Below are 18,731 nucleotides of genomic sequence, written 5' to 3'. Positions count from 1 at the left end.
GGGTGAGATCGAGTAGTGCGCTCGTTCCCGTCATACGGAATCGTCGGGAACGAGCGGATCACTCTTGAGTTTGTAGAACAGTCCGACTCGAACACGTTCCGTGTGCCGAAGGCAACGTTAGATGGCTAATATCTAGCTTAGTGACAATTCCTTCCGGATTGAGAAGTTGCTCAGTTATGAGCAGCGACCAAACTCAATACTTCACTATCATTGAATCTTTGGCAAGATGAGACCTCTACAGGTCGCGATCGCTCGGTAAATTTCAGTCTTCAGCAGGCTCACTCTAGCCGTTTAACTTGATCCATCAGAATGACAAACTGTTTCACACTATTTCCGTGCCCACCGTGTAACCATAATCGAGTTCGAGGAAAACAACCTTCCGGTGCTTTTCTTGAGAAATCGAACCGCTCATCTGGCACATACTGCCTCTTATCATCGCTGTACCAGCCGACTGAGCTTACAAATTGACTCCATGCTTGCGATTCAGTCACTGGTGCTTCTACCTTGGCAAATGGGTTGAAGCGTGGTTTCTTCTTTGGCTCCAGAATCTTCTGCCATAACTGCCGCTGAATCTTCAGTCCAAATTTTCCACCACTATACCCTACCCAGAGCCGATCAATGCTATCAAGTAACTCTGAAGCAAGCTCTCTAATTTTTGGAGCTGTTAAACGATTGCCTTGATTATCTTTTAGAACGATTTTCTTAGTTTGCTCATCCGCCTCTTTCCATTTTTGTGCTGACAACAGACTCTCTAGCTTGTCTAAATCACTACTGTTTTGAGCTTCAAGCTGAGTTAGCGGAGTTAGTCTGGATATATTAACCTCTTCTAGTGATGAGCCTTCTTCAAAATCTAGTCTATTTCCAGTGATTCCCCAAATCAATTGCCCCATAGGATGGGGACGCGTTTGACGAAAATCTATGTGATGGAAACTTTTCAAAAAGAGGGGAACTTTTTCAATCAGTTCATCGGGGCAGTTTGGCAGAACAACTATTCCCATACGCAATTCACGCCTAGCAAACTCTTGAAGAAACCCTTGCATCTCTATGTCTTGCCAAGGACCCATACCAGATTGACCCAGAAATATAGCGGCGGCCTTAATTCTAGGCATAACTTCCTCAAGTTGCTTTTGCCAGGGACGAAAAGGCTCAAAATCATACCTATCGAGAAAGGCGTAAATCTGCTTTGCTCTGAGTTGGTCACGAATCTGTTCTACCTGAGATTTTTCCTCACTGTTATGGCAAAGAAAAACATCAAACTGCGAGTAATCCATGGTCGATGCAACAAATAATACCTCAGCAGAAAGTATAGCAGCATTCAAATTTTCCCAGTTCAATCTAAACCTCTACTCCAGCCACCTTTGCTAGTGCCTGAGCATACACTTCCAACTCAGCCCTCAACTGACTCAATTCCTGTCGCAACTTTGGCTCCTCAGTCCACTGCTGCTCATGCTCTTTGGGACTCATTTTTTCTGGACGCTGCACCTCCCAAACTTGCAACATTGGATGCCATTTTGTCAAAAACGGACGTAAGCCTTGGTTCAGAACAGCTATCGCTAATCCACCAACGGATTCCCGTGAAGCTCCCACCTTTGGACCTGCTTCCCTCAAAATTTCCCGCGTCGTTCCAAATAGTGTATACAACGAGTTCAGTACCTCTCCCACCAAGCCTGCATCGCTGGCTAATTCCTGTACCGCTACCCGTGTCATCAACTCCACGTAGAGCGCCCAAGCTGCTCGGCTTTGGGTTAAATCCGCTTCCCATTCGGCAGATCCCAACCCAAAAGGTAAACTTACCGTTACTTTCTTCAGCTTTGCCGAATCACCCTTACTCATATTCTTTTTTCTTTTCACTATCGTTAGTTTTAGAAGCAGAATCAATTATACGAAATCAGACTGTTTCTCTTCTATCGGTGTATTCATAGATACGTAACGCTTGCTAAATAGCACTTTGCGGAATTGGGGTAGATCGAGAAATCAGACAGAACGCATATGCATATATAGATAGAAACCTAAATAACGCAGGGTAACAACACGATGGATCCGACTGTATAAAAGTTATCTGCTTCATTTCGGTATTATCTGCGGCGGCTCATCTTAGCTGTTAGCTTCTTCCCAAAAAGCTTCTCTTGCAATGCGCCGATCGCTATCCCTATTCACTCCTGAACCCTTGCTCTACCCGCCCAACTTCGCCTTGACGATCGCTTGCACCTTCTTCCCGTCCGCCTTGCCTTTCAATTGCTGCATTGCGACACCCATCACTTTACCCATATCTTTCGCTGAAGCCGCTCCGACCTGAGCGATGATTTGAGCGATCGCACTTTCAACTTCTTCATCAGACATTTGTGCGGGCAAAAACGTCTCGATAATCGCCAATTCTGCTGCTTCCTTGTCGGCTAAATCCTGACGCTTGGCGTTGGTGTACTGCTCGATCGAATCCCTGCGCTGCTTAGCAACCTGAAACAAGGCTTCAATCTCTTGCGCTTCAGTTAGCTCATGCTGTCCAGATGGACGCACACTCACTTCCTTCTCTAGCAGCACCTTTTTGATGCTCCGCAGCGTCTCTAACCGCACTTTATCCTGAGACTTCATCGCGGCTTTGATCTTCTCGGTAATGCGGTCTTTTAGGCTCATAGCATCGTTCCTCGCGTCCTTGAATTTCCCAGCATAGCTTAGCCTCATGCAAACCATTCCGTTCAGATTAGTTTTTTGTAACAGGGGCAACAAATTGCACAGAAGGTCAACGATCGATAACATTAGGAAATGGATTGCGAAGCGCGAATAAATTTGGCAAAATAGGTTGCATTAAATACCGTTCGACTGAACTCTGCTTGGAAGTCATCTGTGCTCCTCATCTCACCTGTCCACATAGCGATCGTACCGATCGCGCGTCTGTGTGCTGCTTGTGGTTCAGTCTTAACAAATATTTCGCAAGCCTATTTGCCATTTACGAATACTTTAGATCCGCGAAACCAGGGACAATGAAAGAAAGTCCCAGTGTTAATATTGCGTTGAATGCGTTCGAGGACTTGACGTGATCCGTTCTGCAACATTATCTCCTCCGTCTGCTCTGCCCTCAATTCCTGACAATAACCGTCTGCGCCTCTTGTCCGGTACGGCAAACGTACCCCTTTCCAAAGAGATCGCACGGTACTTGGGCATGGATTTGAGCCCGATGGTGCAAAAGCACTTTGCCGATGGCGAGCTATATGTCCAAATCCAAGAGTCGATTCGGGGCTGCGATGTTTATTTGATTCAGCCGACCTGTCGCCCCGTGAACGACAATTTGATGGAATTGTTGATCATGATTGATGCTTGTCGGCGAGCATCAGCGCGGCAAGTCACTGCTGTTCTCCCCTATTACGGGTATGCAAGAGCCGATCGTAAAACGGCTGGACGAGAATCCATCACTGCCAAGCTTGCCGCTAACCTGATTACGCAGGCGGGAGCGAATCGCATTCTAGCGATGGACTTACACGCGGCTCAGATCCAAGGCTACTTTGACATTCCGATGGATCACGTTTACGGCTCTCCGACGCTGGTTGATTACATCGCTAGCAAACAGCTAGAGGATTTAGTCGTTGTTTCTCCAGATGTCGGGGGAGTCGCTAGAGCGAGAGCTTTGGCAAAACGCCTAGACGATGCGCCCCTTGCCATCATTGATAAACGGCGACAAGCTCACAACATTGCGGAAGTAATGAATGTGATTGGAGATGTCAAAGGCAAAACGGCGGTTCTCGTTGATGACATGATCGATACGGCAGGGACGATTCTTGAAGGCGCGAAGATTCTTCGACAAGAGGGAGCACGTCAAGTCTATGCTTGTGCGACTCATGCGGTCTTTTCACCTCCCGCGATCGAACGACTATCAAGCGGTCTACTGGAAGAAGTGATCGTAACAAATACCATTCCGGTTGCAGAAGAACATCGCTTTCCACAGCTAAAAATCCTCTCCGTCGCCAGTGTGATCGGTGAAACGATCTGGCGAATCCATGAGGATAATTCAGTCAGTAGCCTATTCCGCTAAGTTCTGAACTTATTGCACCCGCCGATCAAGCACGATCGGTGGGTTTGTTCTTTAAACTAAAAAGGGACAGACCGATCGATCTGCCCACAAAGGAAATGTCTCACAAGGATGAAAATTATCAGTTCGCGGCTGATGAGTTTCTCTACACGGTCTCAGTTCTCAATTCCTGAATTCCCATGAAAAGTTTTGCCACTCTAATCACCGCCTGCATTATCGCACTCTGGATCGGCGCGATCGCCCTCGTCGCGATTCAAAATGCTGCTCCGATCGCCCTCAAGTTTCTCGCGTTTCAAACGATCGAATTACCCTTTGGTCTCGTGATTGCCTTTAGTGTAATCTTGGGTATCTTGGGAGCCGCAATCTTGCAGCCCCTACTCGGATCCCCTCAGAGCAACGATGATATCTAGAGCGCGTAAACCTGCCCATCAATCAACAATCGCGTAATCCCCTTCGCTTGTAGGTAGGGTGCAGCTTTCTGTAAAACCCGGCTATCTGGAATCTTGATCACTCGCTGGGTACGAATGTTAGAGAATCGTTTCGCAACTCGATGATTATCAAACACAGGTAAGGTTCTTGCTTCGACTTCTCCCGACGGAATTTGACCTAGTTCCGCGAACTCACTGAGCGGACGCGCTACTAACTCCGCAGCTCGATCGACCACGAGATAACAAGTCCGAGGAATTGCGGCTTCTGCAATTGGAAGTACCCGAATGAATTCTGCTGCACTCAGTTGAATCGACGGCAGGATTGCAGGCTCGTCATCATCTTCGTCTTCGAGGTCTTCATCTAGATTATCGAGATCGTCGAGGTCTTCATCATCGTCCTCGTCGTCCGCCATACTATCTACGGTTGGGCTAAGATCGATCGCTTCGATCTGAGTGAGTTCAGGCGCTTCCTCAGCAGGCGTAGAAGTCGAGGCTTCATCAGTATTAGCTCGTCGTACTCGGCGCGGCGGTGCAGGCTTTGAGGCTGCTTCACTAGGTTCGACCGCTTCTGGCTCTAGCGGAATTGGTGCTTCTGGTTCGAGTAAGCTACCTTGAACTGGAGGTGGCTCGGCTACTGTTGTCGATCGCGCTCCGCCCCTTGAGGCTTGGACATTCTCAGGCGCTTGGCAAGGCGTAAGAGCGGCTAGCGTTGTCGATCGCGCTCCGCCCCTTGAAGCACTGCGCTTTTGCTGAATCAGACTGTCATACTCTTCTGCTGACAAACTGCTTTTCAAAATGCGGCTAATTGTCGTATTACTGACACCGTATCGCTCTGCGAGAGTTAAAGTTGTTTCTCCCGATTGGCGATACAGTTCAATAATTTGGCTTTTATCAGAATCAGACAGTCTGCTCATGAGAAACTCAGCGCGGGGCGGCAATTACTCATCTATTCTATGCTGAGCGTGATCGAATGCGGGGGGCAGGATAAATCTTCATGCTCGTCTGCGTGAACTCCCGCGCCGCGATCGGCTCAAATCGTATTCCAGTGCAGCTCCGATGCCAAACAGAACACCACTAAAGACCCAAAAGATTTCAATGATCCCGCCACTTTGGTAGTTCTCAAGACGGCTGGTAGCATATTTAAACCACATATCCGCAATATAGAGCGAAAATGCTGCTGCTGCAATCATGCGCCAGGACTGCGAGAATCGACCGCCCCAGAATGCTAGTAGCAGCGTCGTCGCAATAATCAAAATAAATACGTCCGCCAGCACATAGAAATAGTCCAAAAATGGCTTGAGCGGCGCGAGGGTACTTTCGATCGTCATCACCCATTCTGGAACATCTTGCTGTTTCTCCTCGACGGGCGGCTTCTGCCCCATCGCAGCAGGTTTCGGAGTCAGGAGCGGTGAGGGCTTAGCAACAGCCGAGGGTTTAATCGTCGGTGAGGCAGTTGCTCTTGGGGTCGGCTTAGCAGGTGTAGTTTGAGCAATGGCAGGTTCATTAAAGAACAACAGCGTTGAAGTCTTGGGGCTAGGAGTTAAGGTCAGCCAAGTGGCAAAGGCAATGCTGACGGCTGCAATGCCCCCCACGGTAAACCACTGCCAGAGATCGAGGTTCAGGCGGCGATCGGAGAACGCCATGATCATGCCCCACCCTAAAAATAGATAGGTGGGAATATAAAAGAAATCTCCGGGCGACACATCGGCTTCGCGCTCCATGTACGTTTCCCAGAAGGTAAACAAGATTGTACCAATGCCATAACAGAGCATTCCTAGCCCAATGCTCAACCAAACCCGTCGCCCACTGACAATTTGTGGACTGCTCCAGTTTCTAAAACACAGCAACGCCGCACTGAAATACGCCACAACTTCAAACGCTGAAGCTCCGTAAGAATACCAGTCCGGGCGGGCTTGTCCAGGATCAGGAATGCTGAACAATAAGAAAAACAATAACGCGAACACTGCCAATAGAATTTCTGCAAACACGATCGCTTGGACAGAAATCGATTTCGACTGAGATTTACTAGCTGAACTGCTCATAGGTCATCTTCAACAAGGGACAAAAGTTAAGACCAGAGTTTTCCGGTCGGGGAATGGTTGAGCCATTCGAGGAAACGGGTGCGTTCGCCTTGCGGCAAATCTTGCAGCGCATCCAAAACGCGATCGGCGAACGCGGACTTGCCAAAATACGCTTTGCCAAGGCGATAGAGTTCTTGTAGCAAAACGTTTAAAAGATTTTCTTGCCAGGCTGGGGTCTGCAAACTGTTGAGGGGATTAATTGTGAGAAGTTGCTTCACAGCGGCAGGTGAATCCGTCTGAGGAAATCGCCATTGCTGAAAGATGCTGATTAAATCTCGCTCAAAGGAAGCGGCTTGCTTTGTGCCCATCAAATCCTCAACGTCGATGTACATCGCTTGCAGCATCAATAAGCAAGCTTGCGTAAATACTGCGGTAACGGTTCCTCCACCGTTTGGGACTGCTGCATCCTGGCTGAGCTGCTCTAGCCGCACCTTCCCCCATACGCTGCATCGCTCTGGTTCTTCCAGCAGGACACAGGCTTTGCCCTGATTGTCGGTCAGATCGCGCCAAAACGATCGTGCTTCCTCTTCTTGCCCAGAGCCAAAGACTTGAATCAGTCGAAAGCTTTGTCCTTGATAGGACAGGATTGGCACTTTTTGATCGCGTTTAGGGTGCTGAATGCTGCTGATCTCAACATCCTGCCGTTTCAGAATGAACATAAAGCGGCTCAGGGTAGAGGGTAGGGGGCGTAGCGATGTTCGCTATGATGCCTGTGGTGTTGAAATTCAACGTCACAGGGATTCTCCATTTTGGGTCATCTATTCTTTTGAATTCCCCAATTTGATGCTGTACTTTACACATGCTTGATAAAAATCAAAGAAGTACCAAGCCTAAATCGCAAAAGCAGTTAAATTTCGGTTACTCTAGATTTGCCGCGCACCGCTATATTAGTAAATGACTGTTTTGGATCCTTAGCTCAGTGGATAGAGCAACCGCCTTCTAAGCGGTCGGTCATTGGTTCGAGTCCAATAGGATCCGCTTCCTACTTCATCGCTAATAGAAGGCGCAACTTCGACTTCCGTAAAGTTGCAATGGGAATTTTGCGGATTGGGTGGACTGATGCGTCAAAGTTTCATATAAGTTCATAAGATAAATCTCAGCGATCGCAGAATTGAGGGCGATCGCGCTTCAGTTCACCCACACAAGGAAGTCACGCATGAGTGCAGCACTGGTTGAATGGATTACCAGCACGATGAATTCCCTCGGCTATTTGGGAATTGGGTTTCTGATGTTTATGGAAAATCTGTTTCCGCCGATTCCCTCGGAGTTAATCATGCCGCTGGCTGGGTTTACTGTGTCGCAGGGCAAAATGAACTTTCAGTATGCGGTGCTGGCAGGTGTGGTGGGAACGATTTTAGGAACGCTGCTCTGGTATTATGTTGGGCTTTGGGTGGGTGAGAAGCGAGTTAGTGAGCTCGCCGATCGCTACGGTAAGTGGATCGGGGTGACTGGTAACGATATTGATAAGGTCAACCGCTGGTTTTATCGGCATGGAACGAAAGCCGTCTTAATCGGGCGACTGGTTCCAGGAATTCGGACGCTGATTTCGCTGCCTGCGGGGTTGAGCGGAATGCGATTGATGCCTTTTTTGGTGTACTCGACGATCGGCACCACAATTTGGACGTTTGCTCTGACTTATGCGGGGTACGCGCTGGGAGCGAATTATGAACTGGTAGACGAATATCTTGCCCCTGTTTCTAAGATTATTCTAGGAATTTTGGTTGTCGCATTCATCGTCTGGCTGATGCAGCGACGTAAGCGATCGATTTAATATCGCTGGCTTTCTTGCTTCGGCTCCTGTTTTGAATTTGCCCATTTTGACAATGGGCTGCTTTGTTTCTGGCGTGTTGGATGATAGGGTGAGCTATTGGACGGGGAACAGATTGGGGCGAAAACTCTTCCAGGAAGAAGACTTCTGGCTGTTCCACAAACCGATTATTTTGGTTTCGTTTTCGCCTTCTGTTGTTGACATCTATCAGAAACATAAATCCAATCAACCTTGAAACAGCGTTCTAACTACTGGCAGCTTTTAGCTTACATTCGCCCTCAATGGCGCACGATCGTTTATGCCTTGATTTGCTCGGTCGTGTTTGCAGTGACTTGGCCCGTTTTGGCATTTATGTCTGAAAAGATGTCTCGGTTTGTCAGTGAGGGGCGACTGACTGCGATCGCAGAGACAGCCGGATACGTAATTTTGATTTGGGGCGGACAGAAATTAGCGCAATACGGACAGGAAACGCTGATTGCCAAAGCGGCACTGTCGATCGCGATGGAATTGAGAAATCACACGTTTGCTCATTTGCAACGGTTAAGTCTGGCGTATTTTGAATCGGTTCAGACTGGGGATCTCTCGTACCGCCTGACTGAGGATGTCGATCGCGTCGGCGAAGTGATTCAAAAGCTGTTTAGTCAGTTCATGCCGAATGCCTTGAAGCTGGTGGTGACGCTGGGCACAATGCTGTATTTCAATTGGCAACTGACCTTTGCGACGTTAGTTGTTGCTCCGCTGCTGGCTTCGCTCACAGCTTGGTTTGGCGAGAAGATGCGAAAGCTGTCCTATCGGAGTCAAAGCCGGATTTCGGATTTGTCGGCACTGCTGATCGAGATGCTCAGCGGAGTGCGGTTGGTTAGAGCATTTGCAGCAGAAGATTATGCGATCGAGCAGTTCCGCCGTGCCTCTGAACGCAATCGTCAAGCGAGATACGCAACAGAAAGGCTGAGAGCCATTCAGTACCCGGTACAGGGATTTTTAGATGCGCTGGGCATTTTGGCGCTCTTGCTAGTGGGAAGCTGGCAGATTTCGCAGGGCAATCTGACTGGAAGTGAGTTTGTCGCCTTTGTTGTTGCAGTTGCGATGTTGTTTGAGCCGATCGCAACGGTGACGCTGAACTACAACGAATTCAAGCAAGCCGAAGCTTCGGTCGATCGCGTGTTTGAACTGCTGCACATTCGACCGTCGATCGCGGAACGTGCCGATACTCAAGAGCTATCCCCCGTCACAGGCAGAATTGAATTTCAAAACGTTAGCTTTGCTTATCGACCCGATCGACCAGTATTGCAAGATTTAAATCTGCGTGTTCTCCCTGGAGAGATGGTTGCATTAGTAGGCGCATCTGGTGCGGGAAAAACAACCCTGGTGAATCTGATTCCCCGCTTTTACGATCCGCAACAGGGTGATATTTGGATTGATGGCACAAATATCCGCGATGCGTCGCTCAAGAGCCTGCGCCATCAGATCGGAATTGTGCCTCAGGAAACGATCTTGTTTACAGGCACGATCGCGCAAAACATCGCTTTTGGACAACTCGATTTCGATCTTGAAGCCGTGAAAGCGGCGGCGAAGATTGCCAACGCGGATCAATTTATCAGTCAATTTCCCGACGGCTACCAGACTTGGGTGGGTGAACGCGGAGTCAATTTATCCGGCGGACAGCGGCAAAGGTTAGCGATCGCCCGGGCTGTTCTGCTCAATCCGAGAATTTTGATCTTGGATGAAGCGACTTCTGCACTCGATTCAGAATCAGAAGCCTTGGTGCAAGAAGCGCTGGAGCGAATTATGCAGGGTCGGACAGTGTTTATTATTGCTCACCGATTGGCAACAGTTCGACGGGTTGATCGTATTCTCGTAATGGAAAAAGGGCGTGTGGTGGAAGCTGGAACGCACAAAGAACTGATTGCAGAAGGCGGACGCTATGCGCGATTTTACGCCCAGCAATTTAGTTAGCTCCACTAGCTCTATTTCAGGAAGTCATCCAATTTTGTTGATTCCAAATTACGGGTGAAAAATTCGCCTGCTTCGATTTCTGAATTGATCAATAGAATAGGGTGTCAAACTTTATGACAAGCGCTGTGCAGAAGCTCCAACCGCAATTACTTCATCAACTTTCCAAAACTGCGTTCTCAGCAAAAACTGCAAAGTTTCTGTTTATCGCGGTTCTGACTTTTGCGGTCGCGCTCACCAGTTTCCCCGCCCAATCCGCACAGCAAATAGCGATCGCCTACTCCGCCTCCTCGAATCGACCCGATCAAATTCGCAATCCATTATTTACTAATCCGGGCTGGCAACCCTAAATCATTAAGCGTTCGAGGGCATGAGCATCAGGAATACACAAAATATCGCGATCGCGCACAATCAAGCCCTTCTTCTCTAGCTTGCTCAACACTCGCGTTACCGTTTCCCGCGCCAATCCGCTCAAACTACTTAACTCCCGATGCGGCAAATTCGGAATTTCTGTGCCGTTCTGTCCTCGCTTCCCTTGCCCATCTGCCAAAAACAGCAGAATATCCGCCACTCGCGACATACTATCTGATTCACGCAATCTTAATCGGCGATTCACCTGCCGCAATCGTCGCGCCATCAACTGAGCTAATCGAATGCCCGCCTCTGGCTCAGAATTGAGCAACTGCACGAAATCTTGAGCCGGCATATTCCCGATGACGGTCGGGGCTAACGTAATCACATCTGTCGATCGCGGCACCTCATCGAGCGGAGCCATCTCCCCAAACAATTCGCCCTTGCCCAAAATATTCAGCGTCACTTCTTTGCCATCGAGGTTGTAAGTGCGAATCTTCACCCAGCCGCTCAGAATGAAGTAGACCGAACTTCCCCAGTCATTCTCTAGCAAAATGACTTGGTTAGCAGGATGATTTCGCAGCGCGACATGAGAAAGCGATTTCTCGATCGCGCTATCTGGCAATCCTTGAAAGAATGGCGCGAGGCGAATCGATGCGTTAATCGTATTGATCGAAGTGTCGCGGAGAGTATAACGGTCTTCCATGGAGAGTCTAACCACAGTGGGGCATGAAAACGAGCGCAGAGTGATTCCTTGAATCGAGAGATGAGCTTAGAATGCCCACCCGCCTTAGAAACTGCACAGCTTTGTCCAGATAGACTGCGAACATTTTAGATGCTTTACTAGATTTGGCGTAGATTTCCGTCCGCGAAAAATGGCAACTCAGCCTGTGAAATGATCCTGATGACTGCATGAAGCTTTGTTTCGTGAAGTAGATCGATCGCAGAATTCCCTGTGACACTGGCAAAAGATGACTCGGTTCGGGCATTCTAATCTCAGCCATTACGATCAACCCGCCACGTTCCGTAGTGCCGAATTTTAGTCAAGGATTTTTGTTGTGACTGCTAACCCAGATCAGATTCAGCGCCTTCTTGCCCAGGTTCAAGAGGTTCTCGCTCAGGCAAATTCCCGTTTACCTTGGGGAACAGCGGCACAAGTTGCTCGTCAGCGCCAAGTGCTAGAGCAAGTTCGTGCCTATTTACAAGACGCTCTGTTTCAACTGAGTCAATACACGCCGGATCAAGCCGAAAACCAAGCTCAAGCTGCGGTGCAAACGGTGATCGAGGAGATGAATGCGCTGCGATCGACGCTCCTGCATCCACTTCATGCTGAAGTGTCTGGATTAATGCAGCAACGTAATACCCTATTGCGCGAAATTCGCCAGCTTGAGGCGCATCAAGAATTCTTACAGTCAAGTCTCGCCGCATCCCAAGTGACTGAAAACTTACCTGCGGGGAAACTTCAAGCGGTTTCTGATCAGATGTTGAGTACGCTAGATGCTTCGCTGCACGTCGTGTTTGAATCGCTACAAAAAGACATTCAGGCGTATCACAGTTCTCTAGCTCAGGGACTCGATAAGCTACATCGCTTGGGACAGGAAAGCGAAGTGATGTTCTCAGGGATCGTCGATCGATTGACTACTCAGATAGGACAAACTGCGCTGGTGCAAAGTTCACCTGAGCAGAATCAAATCAGGCTCTCAATGCCCTATGCTGGCAGCGAATTACCGCCCGATCTACCTGTGAGAGTACGGCGCGAACTGGCTACTGAGTCGTGCAGCATCGATTCGATCGCGCTTCTGACAGAACTCATTGATCAACTCAGTGAGCGTCCTGTTACAGTTCAAGTCCTACCCCCTCGAAGTGGATTTAAGAGCGGTCAGGAAGCCCTAACTGAGTTGAAATCGTTGTTTGAGGGGGATGCACCCCAGGTCGAACCGGCGATAGAGCCAAATGGCTATCGCAATCTAGATCGTGAGACGGCGTTCGATCGACTGCGAACGATGCCGGCTTCATCGGAAGAGCCTATGATTTTTTCACTTGATGGTGTGGAAAATCTATTCGATGATGATGCCAGTCATCAAGAAGCCGGACGCAATCCGGACTAAAGCTAGAGTTCTCTATCAAAACTTTACAGAATTGCAGGGCGTTCAAAGGTTGAGCAAATATCGCTAAAACCTTGAAAGGAGCACCTGTTTCCCGGTGCACACTAGCCATGCCCACCTCCGTGAAATAATCTAACCCTTTGGACATCGTTTCATTGAAGCGTGGGTACACCGATTACTCAGATTGGCTACTCCTGTGATTACGTATACTAATTCTCTGATTCGCTCCGCTACTTGTCGCCATGCTCAAGATCCCACACCTTCAATCTCAGAAGCTTACTTTCCTCATGTCTCTACAAACAGTAGGATCAAGCGCACGATCGATATCCTAGGTGCTTTAGTGGGATTACTGATTACGGGCTTCGTTTTGCTCCCGATCGCGATCTCCATCCAAATTGATAATCCTGGTCGAATCTTTTACAGCCAAGTTCGCTGCGGGATCGGAGGTCGCCCGTTTCGCATCTGGAAGTTTCGCTCAATGGTGACTAACGCCGATCTCTTGCAGCATCTGGTTCAAAACGAGGCGATGGGCAATATTTTCAAGAGCAAAGACGATCCAAGAGTAACGCGGGTCGGTCGATTCCTCCGTCGCACCAGCTTAGATGAGTTGCCGCAGTTTTGGAATGTGTTGCGCGGCGAAATGAGTTTAGTCGGAACTCGTCCACCCACGTTGGATGAAGTCAAACGCTATGAATTGCACCATTGGAAGCGCCTAGCCGTAAAGCCAGGAATTACCGGAGAATGGCAGGTCAATGGTCGATCGAAGATCAAAGATTTTGAAGACGTTGTGGCGATGGATTTGGAGTATCAGCGGAAATGGTCGGTGATGTATGACCTGAAGCTGATTGTGAGAACGATCGCCGTCGTGCTGAATAAACATGGGGCTTGCTGAAGGCTGTACAAGTCGATATCTTCTTGATTGATCATTGGGAGAGTCCTTTTAGGATTGTCCCAATTTTTCTATGCTGGAGATAGTTCTAATTGGTGCGACTTGATGAATTTACCGACCTGGATTACCGTTTCTCGGCTGCTTGGAGTGCCGATTTTGCTTTATGGCTTGCAGTTCCCCACGGCTGAGACACGCTGGATTATGGTTGGTGTTTTTCTCGTTGCCGCCAGCACAGATTGGTTGGATGGCTATTTGGCGCGAAAGCTCAACCAGATTACAGATCTCGGCAAATTCCTTGATCCGCTGGTCGATAAATTACTGGTTTTAGCGCCATTGATTTCGCTTGTAGAACTACAGCAAATTCCAGCGTGGAGTGTATTTATGATTTTGGCGCGGGAATTGACGATCGCAGGCTGGCGCGTTGACCCGAATTTACAAAAATCACTACAGGGCGCAAATTTCTGGGGCAAGCTTAAGACCGTGAGCCAAATTGCAGCGATCGCACTCCTAATCGCACCATTCTCTCAATCCTGGCAGCCTGCAATTCTCAGTTTGTTTTGGATTTCAGTTGCCTTAACCTGGATCTCAGGTCTGATTTATTTATTTCCTCAGAAAATCGCCTAGCTAGGAGTTCCTTCCGATTCCTCGATCTTTTGTCCTAATTTTGGCTCTGTGCCTGCGATTAATCGTTGAATATTCGATCGGTGCCGCCAAATGACATAAGCTCCGCCCGCGATCGCGAACATCACATACGGCAACGGTTGAGCAAATAGCAGCATAAAAGCAATGACCGAAACCGCGCCGGAGATTGAGCTAATCGAAACAATTCGCGTCATTGCCAAACTCAGCGCAAATACACCCAACGTTGCCACTCCCACCATCCAATTCATCGCCAGCAGGATTCCTAAACTGGTGGCGACTGATTTTCCACCTGTGAATCCGAGCCAAATCGATTTACTGTGTCCGAGCAGTGCTGCCAGTCCTGCCAGCGTCACCATCGCAGGCTGCCAAAAGCTGAAGTCTAGTCCTACAATTTTCGAGAAATACAGCCACCCAGGAAGATGCACAAAGGCGTAATTCACCACCGCGATCGCCAGTGCACCCTTACCGATATCAATCAGGAGAACGACGAGCGCGGGAATTTTGCCGATCGTGCGTAAAACATTCGTTGCTCCCGTCGAGCCTGAGCCGACTTCTCGAATATCGATGCCCTTGAGCAACCGACCTGCCAAATATCCAGTGGGAATTGAACCGAGCAGGTAAGCAACGACTAGAAGCAGTGCGTTATTGATAAACCAAGGCAGCATATTAGTAATACGATTGTTGCTGAATCATTTGTTGTGGACTGGGCGCAAACGCAAGCAGCAGAGGAAATTGAAGCAAAGCAAGGTTGATACTTTCTTCGCTTTCATCTACCACAATCAGCGGCAGTAATCCATCTTTGTCGCATCGCTCTGCTCTCAGCGCTAACTGCTCTGGAGCTTCAAATAATGCAATTCCACGATCGCTGCCAAAGTCACTGCGTGTCACACCCAAACAGTCCTGCAATCCTCGCCGCCATTCTCCTAAGCGCTCCGGCGAATTTGCCAGAATCAGCACTCTTAGGCGATCGCGATAAAGATTGTACAGAATCGAAGTTGCTGCTGAGGCGATCAGAATATTTTGCAGGCGTGACCCCATTGTCCGCACTGCACCACGTCCGCCTTGTTTGAAAAACCAATTAGAAACGCGCTCTGCGTGGACTGGCTCAAAGGTGCGGCGCAGCTTCCAAACTGGGCCGTAGTAATCGGGCTGATTGCGGAACTGATCGAGAATGCTGCGAATTTTCTGGGCTTCTTCAAACGCCGACTCCCCGAAATTGGGGCTTGGAGTTGCTTGGAGTTTCGTTGGTTCTGGGGTGGCAACAGGCGGCATTTCGGCTTGAAATGTGGGTAATTCTAATTGTTCTGCGGCGATCGCGAGATCTTGAAGACTGCCAACAAGGTAATCTTTGAAGCTTTGAACGCGAATCGCAATCTCTTGAGACGCGCCTGCAAAGCTGGATTTCATCTCATTGCGGATGCGTTCTTGCCGACGTTCTAGCTGCTCGATCGACAGTTGCAGCGTTTGTCTGCGCTGCTCTAATTCCGACAAGTTCTGCTGAACGACTCGCCCTAACGCATTTTGCATCTCCGACACTTGCGCTTGCAAATCATCGCGAGTTGCAACCAAACCCTCAATTTCTTGCTGGAGGGCTTGTTCTTGCTGAGTGAGATCAGCAAGCCGCTGTTCAGACGGCTGCTGTTCAGTAGGCTGCTGTAGATTTGGCAACTTTAACTCTGGTAACACTGCACCTGTTTCATTCGGTGCAGCTTCATCGGAAATGGGCAACTCATCAGAATTCATACGCAACACTCAAATCATTACGCCGCAGCACTAGACCTTGGGGGAACGCTGCTCAAGGCACATTCGTAACATTTTAGGATCAAAGATGATCGGGAGAAAGTGAATACTTTTCACCTCTCTAAAGTAGAAGAGAATGGGCGCAGGCGACCAAAAGATTTCCCAGTTCTGCCAGTCGCGATAGGGGAATTGCCGAATAAGGGTTTCACCCCGATAAATGTCTAAGTCAGTCGGTGTGAAGCGTAGCCGCAAAGTCACGCTCTGAATCAGCAGGAATGCCCCAAATAGCGCGATCGTGCCTGCAACCCAGGCTTGCACCCACAGGAGTGGAATCGCCGCCGCAATCAGAACGATCGGAATTGCATAGCTCGGAGCGAGTTCAACGGTTTGGTCAGATCCAATCAAGTTGGCATCGGTCATAGCGAATTCCTCGCACGTTAGGGACAGTTCTTATTTTAGATCGCTGCGATTCTTCAGACGGTCGCGGTACGATCGCTCTATCATCTCAATTCAAAGGGTATTTGTATGTTTTTGACTGAACTTTCACCACTTGTGCAAGAACTGACTCAGCAACCCGCTGCCTTTTTGGGGGGGGTATTTTCTGGGCTATTGCGCCTGAGCCTAAATGAAGAACCCGTGAGAACTTGGCTGACTCAGCAAACAGGAACCACGGTCTATGCCACAAGCCAGACCACAAATCCGCATAACGGTAACGGTAACGCACCGAAATCTATCTCGATTGACTGAGTTTCATCGTCCGGTTCAACGCTGTAATTCAAGAGTAAAGGAGCAGTTCTGTTTTGATCTGCTCCTTTGTTTTAACCGTTCACCAGATAAGTTACAACGATTGAAAAACAATTGAGCTTGCTAACGATAACTTATTAAAACCATTAAGGCTTTTAGACAGTTTTTCAAGGTTTCATTAAATACCAAAAAAGGAGGAAACAAAGTCTACAAAATGACAGAGAAGAATTCAGGAACAGTTTAAACCTTTCGTGTAGAATTGATCTGTAAGGGGCACGTAATCTGTAGTTTCAGCACAGACTTACTGCCAGTTTTTTTACTCTCTCTAATAAACGTTTTCATCCAAAGATAGTCGGAGTTCTTGTATGAAAGTCTCGAAATTATTCTCGCTTCAAGTGTATTTATACTCAGGAATGCTAAGTCTTACGATCGCAGGTACTGTTCATGCCGCGCCGACGGCACCCGCGCAGAAAGAACAGTCGTCCGCTGCTGGACAATCCTCTAGGGGTGCTTCAAAAACATACCAAAGCCAACTGGGATTTCGGTTTAACTTTACAGCTCCATACGTTGTAGACAAGACTCAGGAAGGGAAAGGAACGATCGTCCTTAGAGATCCTTCATTAAACACTCAAGCTGTTGGTAGCGATCAACCTGCGCCGGTTGATAGTAATGTGCAATCTCAATCTTCTCCGGGAGATAAGATTACGATTTCAAGATTTGACAATCCGCAGCGTCTTTCTGCGCGTCAATGGGCAGAACAAAACAAAACACTATCGTTTTTTGACCAGCAACAAAGCGATTACCGAAGTTACAATTTTGCGGGCAAACCTGCTGTTTCCTACTCTTGGTGTACAACCAATACTTGTGGAGATAGCATTATTGTTCCAAGCCGGGATGGGCGTACAATTTTCGTTTTGAGAGCATTGTATGACTATCCAGGCGATGCCGTCCGATGGGACTTTCAGCGAATGGCTGGAAGATTTCAGCTAACCCAATAGTTTCCTTACAGTAGTCTTTCTAGAACAGCCTGAAACGCGATCGTGTTTCAGGCTGTCTTGTTGAATAGAGTTTGGGAACTTCAGCAAAAAAATTAAGTCACTACAAGAGAACGCCGCCCAAAAGGGTTCGATGTAGCTTTTGCACTACTATATACACACGATCGAGGTTGATTACCATGTCGCGAGTTGACTTGGCAGAAATTCGGAATTTAGTCGTTCGAGGAACGTTATTGTCGCTAGGGGCAATGATGGTAGCGGGTAGTGCGGTGGTGGCACAAACTACCCCACCCCAGGGAGATGTGGTAATTGATACGGTGCCCGATCGCGGTGGATCAACCTCTCAACCGGGTGGGACAACGATTCCATCCCCGACTGCGGCGGGCACTCGGTTTGCCTGCCAAGTGAACAACGGACAAAACACAGTGATGTATTTTCCGGAGAGTCAACCGAGCCGAGCATATGCTTGGGCTGTTCCGAGTACATTGGGCGGGGGCTGGAGTTCCGATCGTCGCTGTAATGAAATCGCGCGCCGTTTAGAGTCGTATCGACCGGATGGCTTGGTGGAGATGAAGACCGGATTTGAGAACGGCTACAACACGATTTGCGTTACGACCGATCGCGTTCCGTCTTGCCGGATTGTATTGACGGTTCCACCCGGACAAGATGCGGTAACAACGCGCGATCGCGTGTTCCAAAACCTCTCGGTTGCAGATAGCGGTCAGCAAACTCAGGGTGTTCTCACGTATGGAGGGGGTCGCTCTAATATTCTCAATCAGCTTGGTCAGATTATTGGAATTCGTCGATCGACCGCTGCAACGAACGGGAATATCAACTTGAAGCCGTTCTTGTCGCCTAGAGATGGTGGAACGGGTGAGCGACTGGTCGGAGGTGTCCAGGTGCGATCCACTCGTCCGGGACAGGCTGTACCTCGGATTTTCCGCCGGTAGTAGGAGTGAGAGGCGGAGTGATTAGCTGTCAGAGTTTATTCGACCTTGATAAAGCCCCGCTTTT

At 48.7% G+C, this 18,731-nt stretch carries 21 protein-coding genes and 1 tRNA gene; 12 read left to right on the top strand and 10 right to left on the bottom strand.

Annotated features, from left to right (window positions below; genetic code table 11):
- Positions 1 to 278: 278 nt before the first annotated feature.
- The 3 genes from NC980_RS10955 to NC980_RS10945 all read right to left on the bottom strand — a co-directional run bounded on the left by NC980_RS10955 (position 279) and on the right by NC980_RS10945 (position 2,631).
- Positions 279 to 1,334, bottom strand: coding sequence for a GUN4 domain-containing protein (locus NC980_RS10955; protein ID WP_190376217.1), 1,056 nt, complete (start codon positions 1,332 to 1,334; stop codon positions 279 to 281).
- 1 nt (position 1,335) lies between these two features.
- A complete protein-coding gene (locus tag NC980_RS10950; RefSeq protein ID WP_190376216.1) occupies positions 1,336 to 1,833 on the bottom strand; it encodes a hypothetical protein in 498 nt (165 codons plus the stop codon).
- Positions 1,834 to 2,172: 339 nt separating this feature from the next.
- Positions 2,173 to 2,631, bottom strand: a complete 459-nt coding sequence (locus NC980_RS10945; RefSeq protein WP_190376215.1) for a GatB/YqeY domain-containing protein — start codon at positions 2,629 to 2,631, stop codon at positions 2,173 to 2,175.
- Between the two features lie 400 nt (positions 2,632 to 3,031).
- Here NC980_RS10945 and NC980_RS10940 point away from each other — a divergent pair, with 400 nt between their 5' ends.
- Together NC980_RS10940 and NC980_RS10935 are read left to right on the top strand one after the other, a co-directional pair.
- The gene (locus tag NC980_RS10940) at positions 3,032 to 4,024 is read left to right on the top strand and encodes a ribose-phosphate pyrophosphokinase (protein ID WP_190376214.1); all 993 of its coding nucleotides are present in this window, start codon (positions 3,032 to 3,034) and stop codon (positions 4,022 to 4,024) included.
- A 176-nt stretch (positions 4,025 to 4,200) separates the two neighbouring features.
- Positions 4,201 to 4,431: a DUF1049 domain-containing protein gene (locus NC980_RS10935; protein WP_190376213.1), complete on the top strand. Its 231-nt coding sequence runs from the start codon at positions 4,201 to 4,203 to the stop codon at positions 4,429 to 4,431.
- Here NC980_RS10935 and NC980_RS10930 read toward each other — a convergent pair.
- From NC980_RS10930 to NC980_RS10920, 3 genes are all read right to left on the bottom strand, one after another.
- Positions 4,428 to 5,363, bottom strand: coding sequence for a transposase (locus NC980_RS10930; RefSeq protein WP_190376212.1), 936 nt, complete (start codon positions 5,361 to 5,363; stop codon positions 4,428 to 4,430). The genes NC980_RS10935 and NC980_RS10930 overlap by 4 nt on opposite strands.
- A gap of 78 nt (positions 5,364 to 5,441) precedes the next feature.
- Complete coding sequence (locus NC980_RS10925; RefSeq protein WP_190376211.1) at positions 5,442 to 6,491, bottom strand: hypothetical protein; 1,050 nt, start codon at positions 6,489 to 6,491, stop codon at positions 5,442 to 5,444.
- Positions 6,492 to 6,517: 26 nt separating this feature from the next.
- Positions 6,518 to 7,189 carry an Npun_F0813 family protein gene (locus tag NC980_RS10920; RefSeq protein ID WP_190376210.1) on the bottom strand — a complete coding sequence of 224 codons (672 nt, stop codon included), beginning with the start codon at positions 7,187 to 7,189 and terminating at the stop codon, positions 6,518 to 6,520.
- A 246-nt stretch (positions 7,190 to 7,435) separates the two neighbouring features.
- On the opposite strand from NC980_RS10920, the gene NC980_RS10915 reads away from it, so the two are divergent.
- The 4 genes from NC980_RS10915 to NC980_RS10900 all read left to right on the top strand — a co-directional run bounded on the left by NC980_RS10915 (position 7,436) and on the right by NC980_RS10900 (position 10,601).
- Positions 7,436 to 7,508 (top strand) — tRNA-Arg (locus NC980_RS10915).
- A 190-nt stretch (positions 7,509 to 7,698) separates the two neighbouring features.
- A complete protein-coding gene (locus NC980_RS10910) occupies positions 7,699 to 8,301 on the top strand; it encodes a VTT domain-containing protein (protein WP_190376368.1) in 603 nt (200 codons plus the stop codon).
- 228 nt (positions 8,302 to 8,529) lie between these two features.
- The gene (locus tag NC980_RS10905) at positions 8,530 to 10,254 is read left to right on the top strand and encodes an ABC transporter ATP-binding protein (RefSeq protein WP_190376209.1); all 1,725 of its coding nucleotides are present in this window, start codon (positions 8,530 to 8,532) and stop codon (positions 10,252 to 10,254) included.
- A 113-nt stretch (positions 10,255 to 10,367) separates the two neighbouring features.
- A complete protein-coding gene (locus tag NC980_RS10900; RefSeq protein WP_190376208.1) occupies positions 10,368 to 10,601 on the top strand; it encodes a hypothetical protein in 234 nt (77 codons plus the stop codon).
- Here the strand turns inward: NC980_RS10900 and NC980_RS10895 are convergent.
- Positions 10,598 to 11,308, bottom strand: coding sequence for a Crp/Fnr family transcriptional regulator (locus NC980_RS10895; RefSeq protein WP_190376207.1), 711 nt, complete (start codon positions 11,306 to 11,308; stop codon positions 10,598 to 10,600). The two genes, NC980_RS10900 and NC980_RS10895, sit on opposite strands and share 4 nt — an antisense overlap.
- 352 nt (positions 11,309 to 11,660) lie before the next feature.
- Between NC980_RS10895 and NC980_RS10890 the strand changes: the two genes are divergently transcribed.
- From NC980_RS10890 to pgsA, 3 genes are all read left to right on the top strand, one after another.
- Positions 11,661 to 12,710 carry a hypothetical protein gene (locus NC980_RS10890; RefSeq protein ID WP_190376206.1) on the top strand — a complete coding sequence of 350 codons (1,050 nt, stop codon included), beginning with the start codon at positions 11,661 to 11,663 and terminating at the stop codon, positions 12,708 to 12,710.
- 262 nt (positions 12,711 to 12,972) lie between these two features.
- Positions 12,973 to 13,599 (top strand): sugar transferase, encoded by a 627-nt coding sequence (locus NC980_RS10885; protein WP_347272591.1) that lies wholly within the window; start codon positions 12,973 to 12,975, stop codon positions 13,597 to 13,599.
- Positions 13,600 to 13,701: 102 nt separating this feature from the next.
- Positions 13,702 to 14,220 (top strand): CDP-diacylglycerol--glycerol-3-phosphate 3-phosphatidyltransferase, encoded by a 519-nt coding sequence (gene pgsA, locus NC980_RS10880; protein WP_190376205.1) that lies wholly within the window; start codon positions 13,702 to 13,704, stop codon positions 14,218 to 14,220.
- Here the strand turns inward: pgsA and plsY are convergent.
- From plsY to NC980_RS10865, 3 genes are read right to left on the bottom strand one after another with little or no spacing between them, the layout of a single operon-like run.
- Positions 14,217 to 14,903: a glycerol-3-phosphate 1-O-acyltransferase PlsY gene (plsY, locus tag NC980_RS10875; protein WP_190376204.1), complete on the bottom strand. Its 687-nt coding sequence runs from the start codon at positions 14,901 to 14,903 to the stop codon at positions 14,217 to 14,219. The two genes, pgsA and plsY, sit on opposite strands and share 4 nt — an antisense overlap.
- A gap of 1 nt (position 14,904) precedes the next feature.
- Positions 14,905 to 15,981, bottom strand: a complete 1,077-nt coding sequence (locus NC980_RS10870; protein ID WP_190376203.1) for a DUF3086 domain-containing protein — start codon at positions 15,979 to 15,981, stop codon at positions 14,905 to 14,907.
- A gap of 30 nt (positions 15,982 to 16,011) precedes the next feature.
- Positions 16,012 to 16,398 (bottom strand): DUF3119 family protein, encoded by a 387-nt coding sequence (locus NC980_RS10865; protein WP_190376202.1) that lies wholly within the window; start codon positions 16,396 to 16,398, stop codon positions 16,012 to 16,014.
- A gap of 105 nt (positions 16,399 to 16,503) precedes the next feature.
- Here NC980_RS10865 and NC980_RS10860 point away from each other — a divergent pair, with 105 nt between their 5' ends.
- From NC980_RS10860 to NC980_RS10850, 3 genes are all read left to right on the top strand, one after another.
- On the top strand, positions 16,504 to 16,725 hold the full coding sequence (locus NC980_RS10860) for a hypothetical protein (RefSeq protein WP_190376201.1): 222 nt from the start codon (positions 16,504 to 16,506) through the stop codon (positions 16,723 to 16,725).
- A gap of 362 nt (positions 16,726 to 17,087) precedes the next feature.
- Entirely contained in the window at positions 17,088 to 17,720 is a 633-nt protein-coding gene (locus tag NC980_RS10855; protein WP_190376200.1) for a hypothetical protein, read from the top strand.
- A gap of 176 nt (positions 17,721 to 17,896) precedes the next feature.
- The gene (locus NC980_RS10850) at positions 17,897 to 18,667 is read left to right on the top strand and encodes a COP23 domain-containing protein (RefSeq protein ID WP_242026712.1); all 771 of its coding nucleotides are present in this window, start codon (positions 17,897 to 17,899) and stop codon (positions 18,665 to 18,667) included.
- Positions 18,668 to 18,731 lie beyond the last annotated feature (64 nt).

Source organism: Leptolyngbya sp. AS-A5 (assembly GCF_039962495.1).
GTDB lineage: Bacteria > Cyanobacteriota > Cyanobacteriia > Leptolyngbyales > Leptolyngbyaceae > Leptolyngbya.
This window is presented reverse-complemented; position numbering and strand designations above follow the sequence as displayed.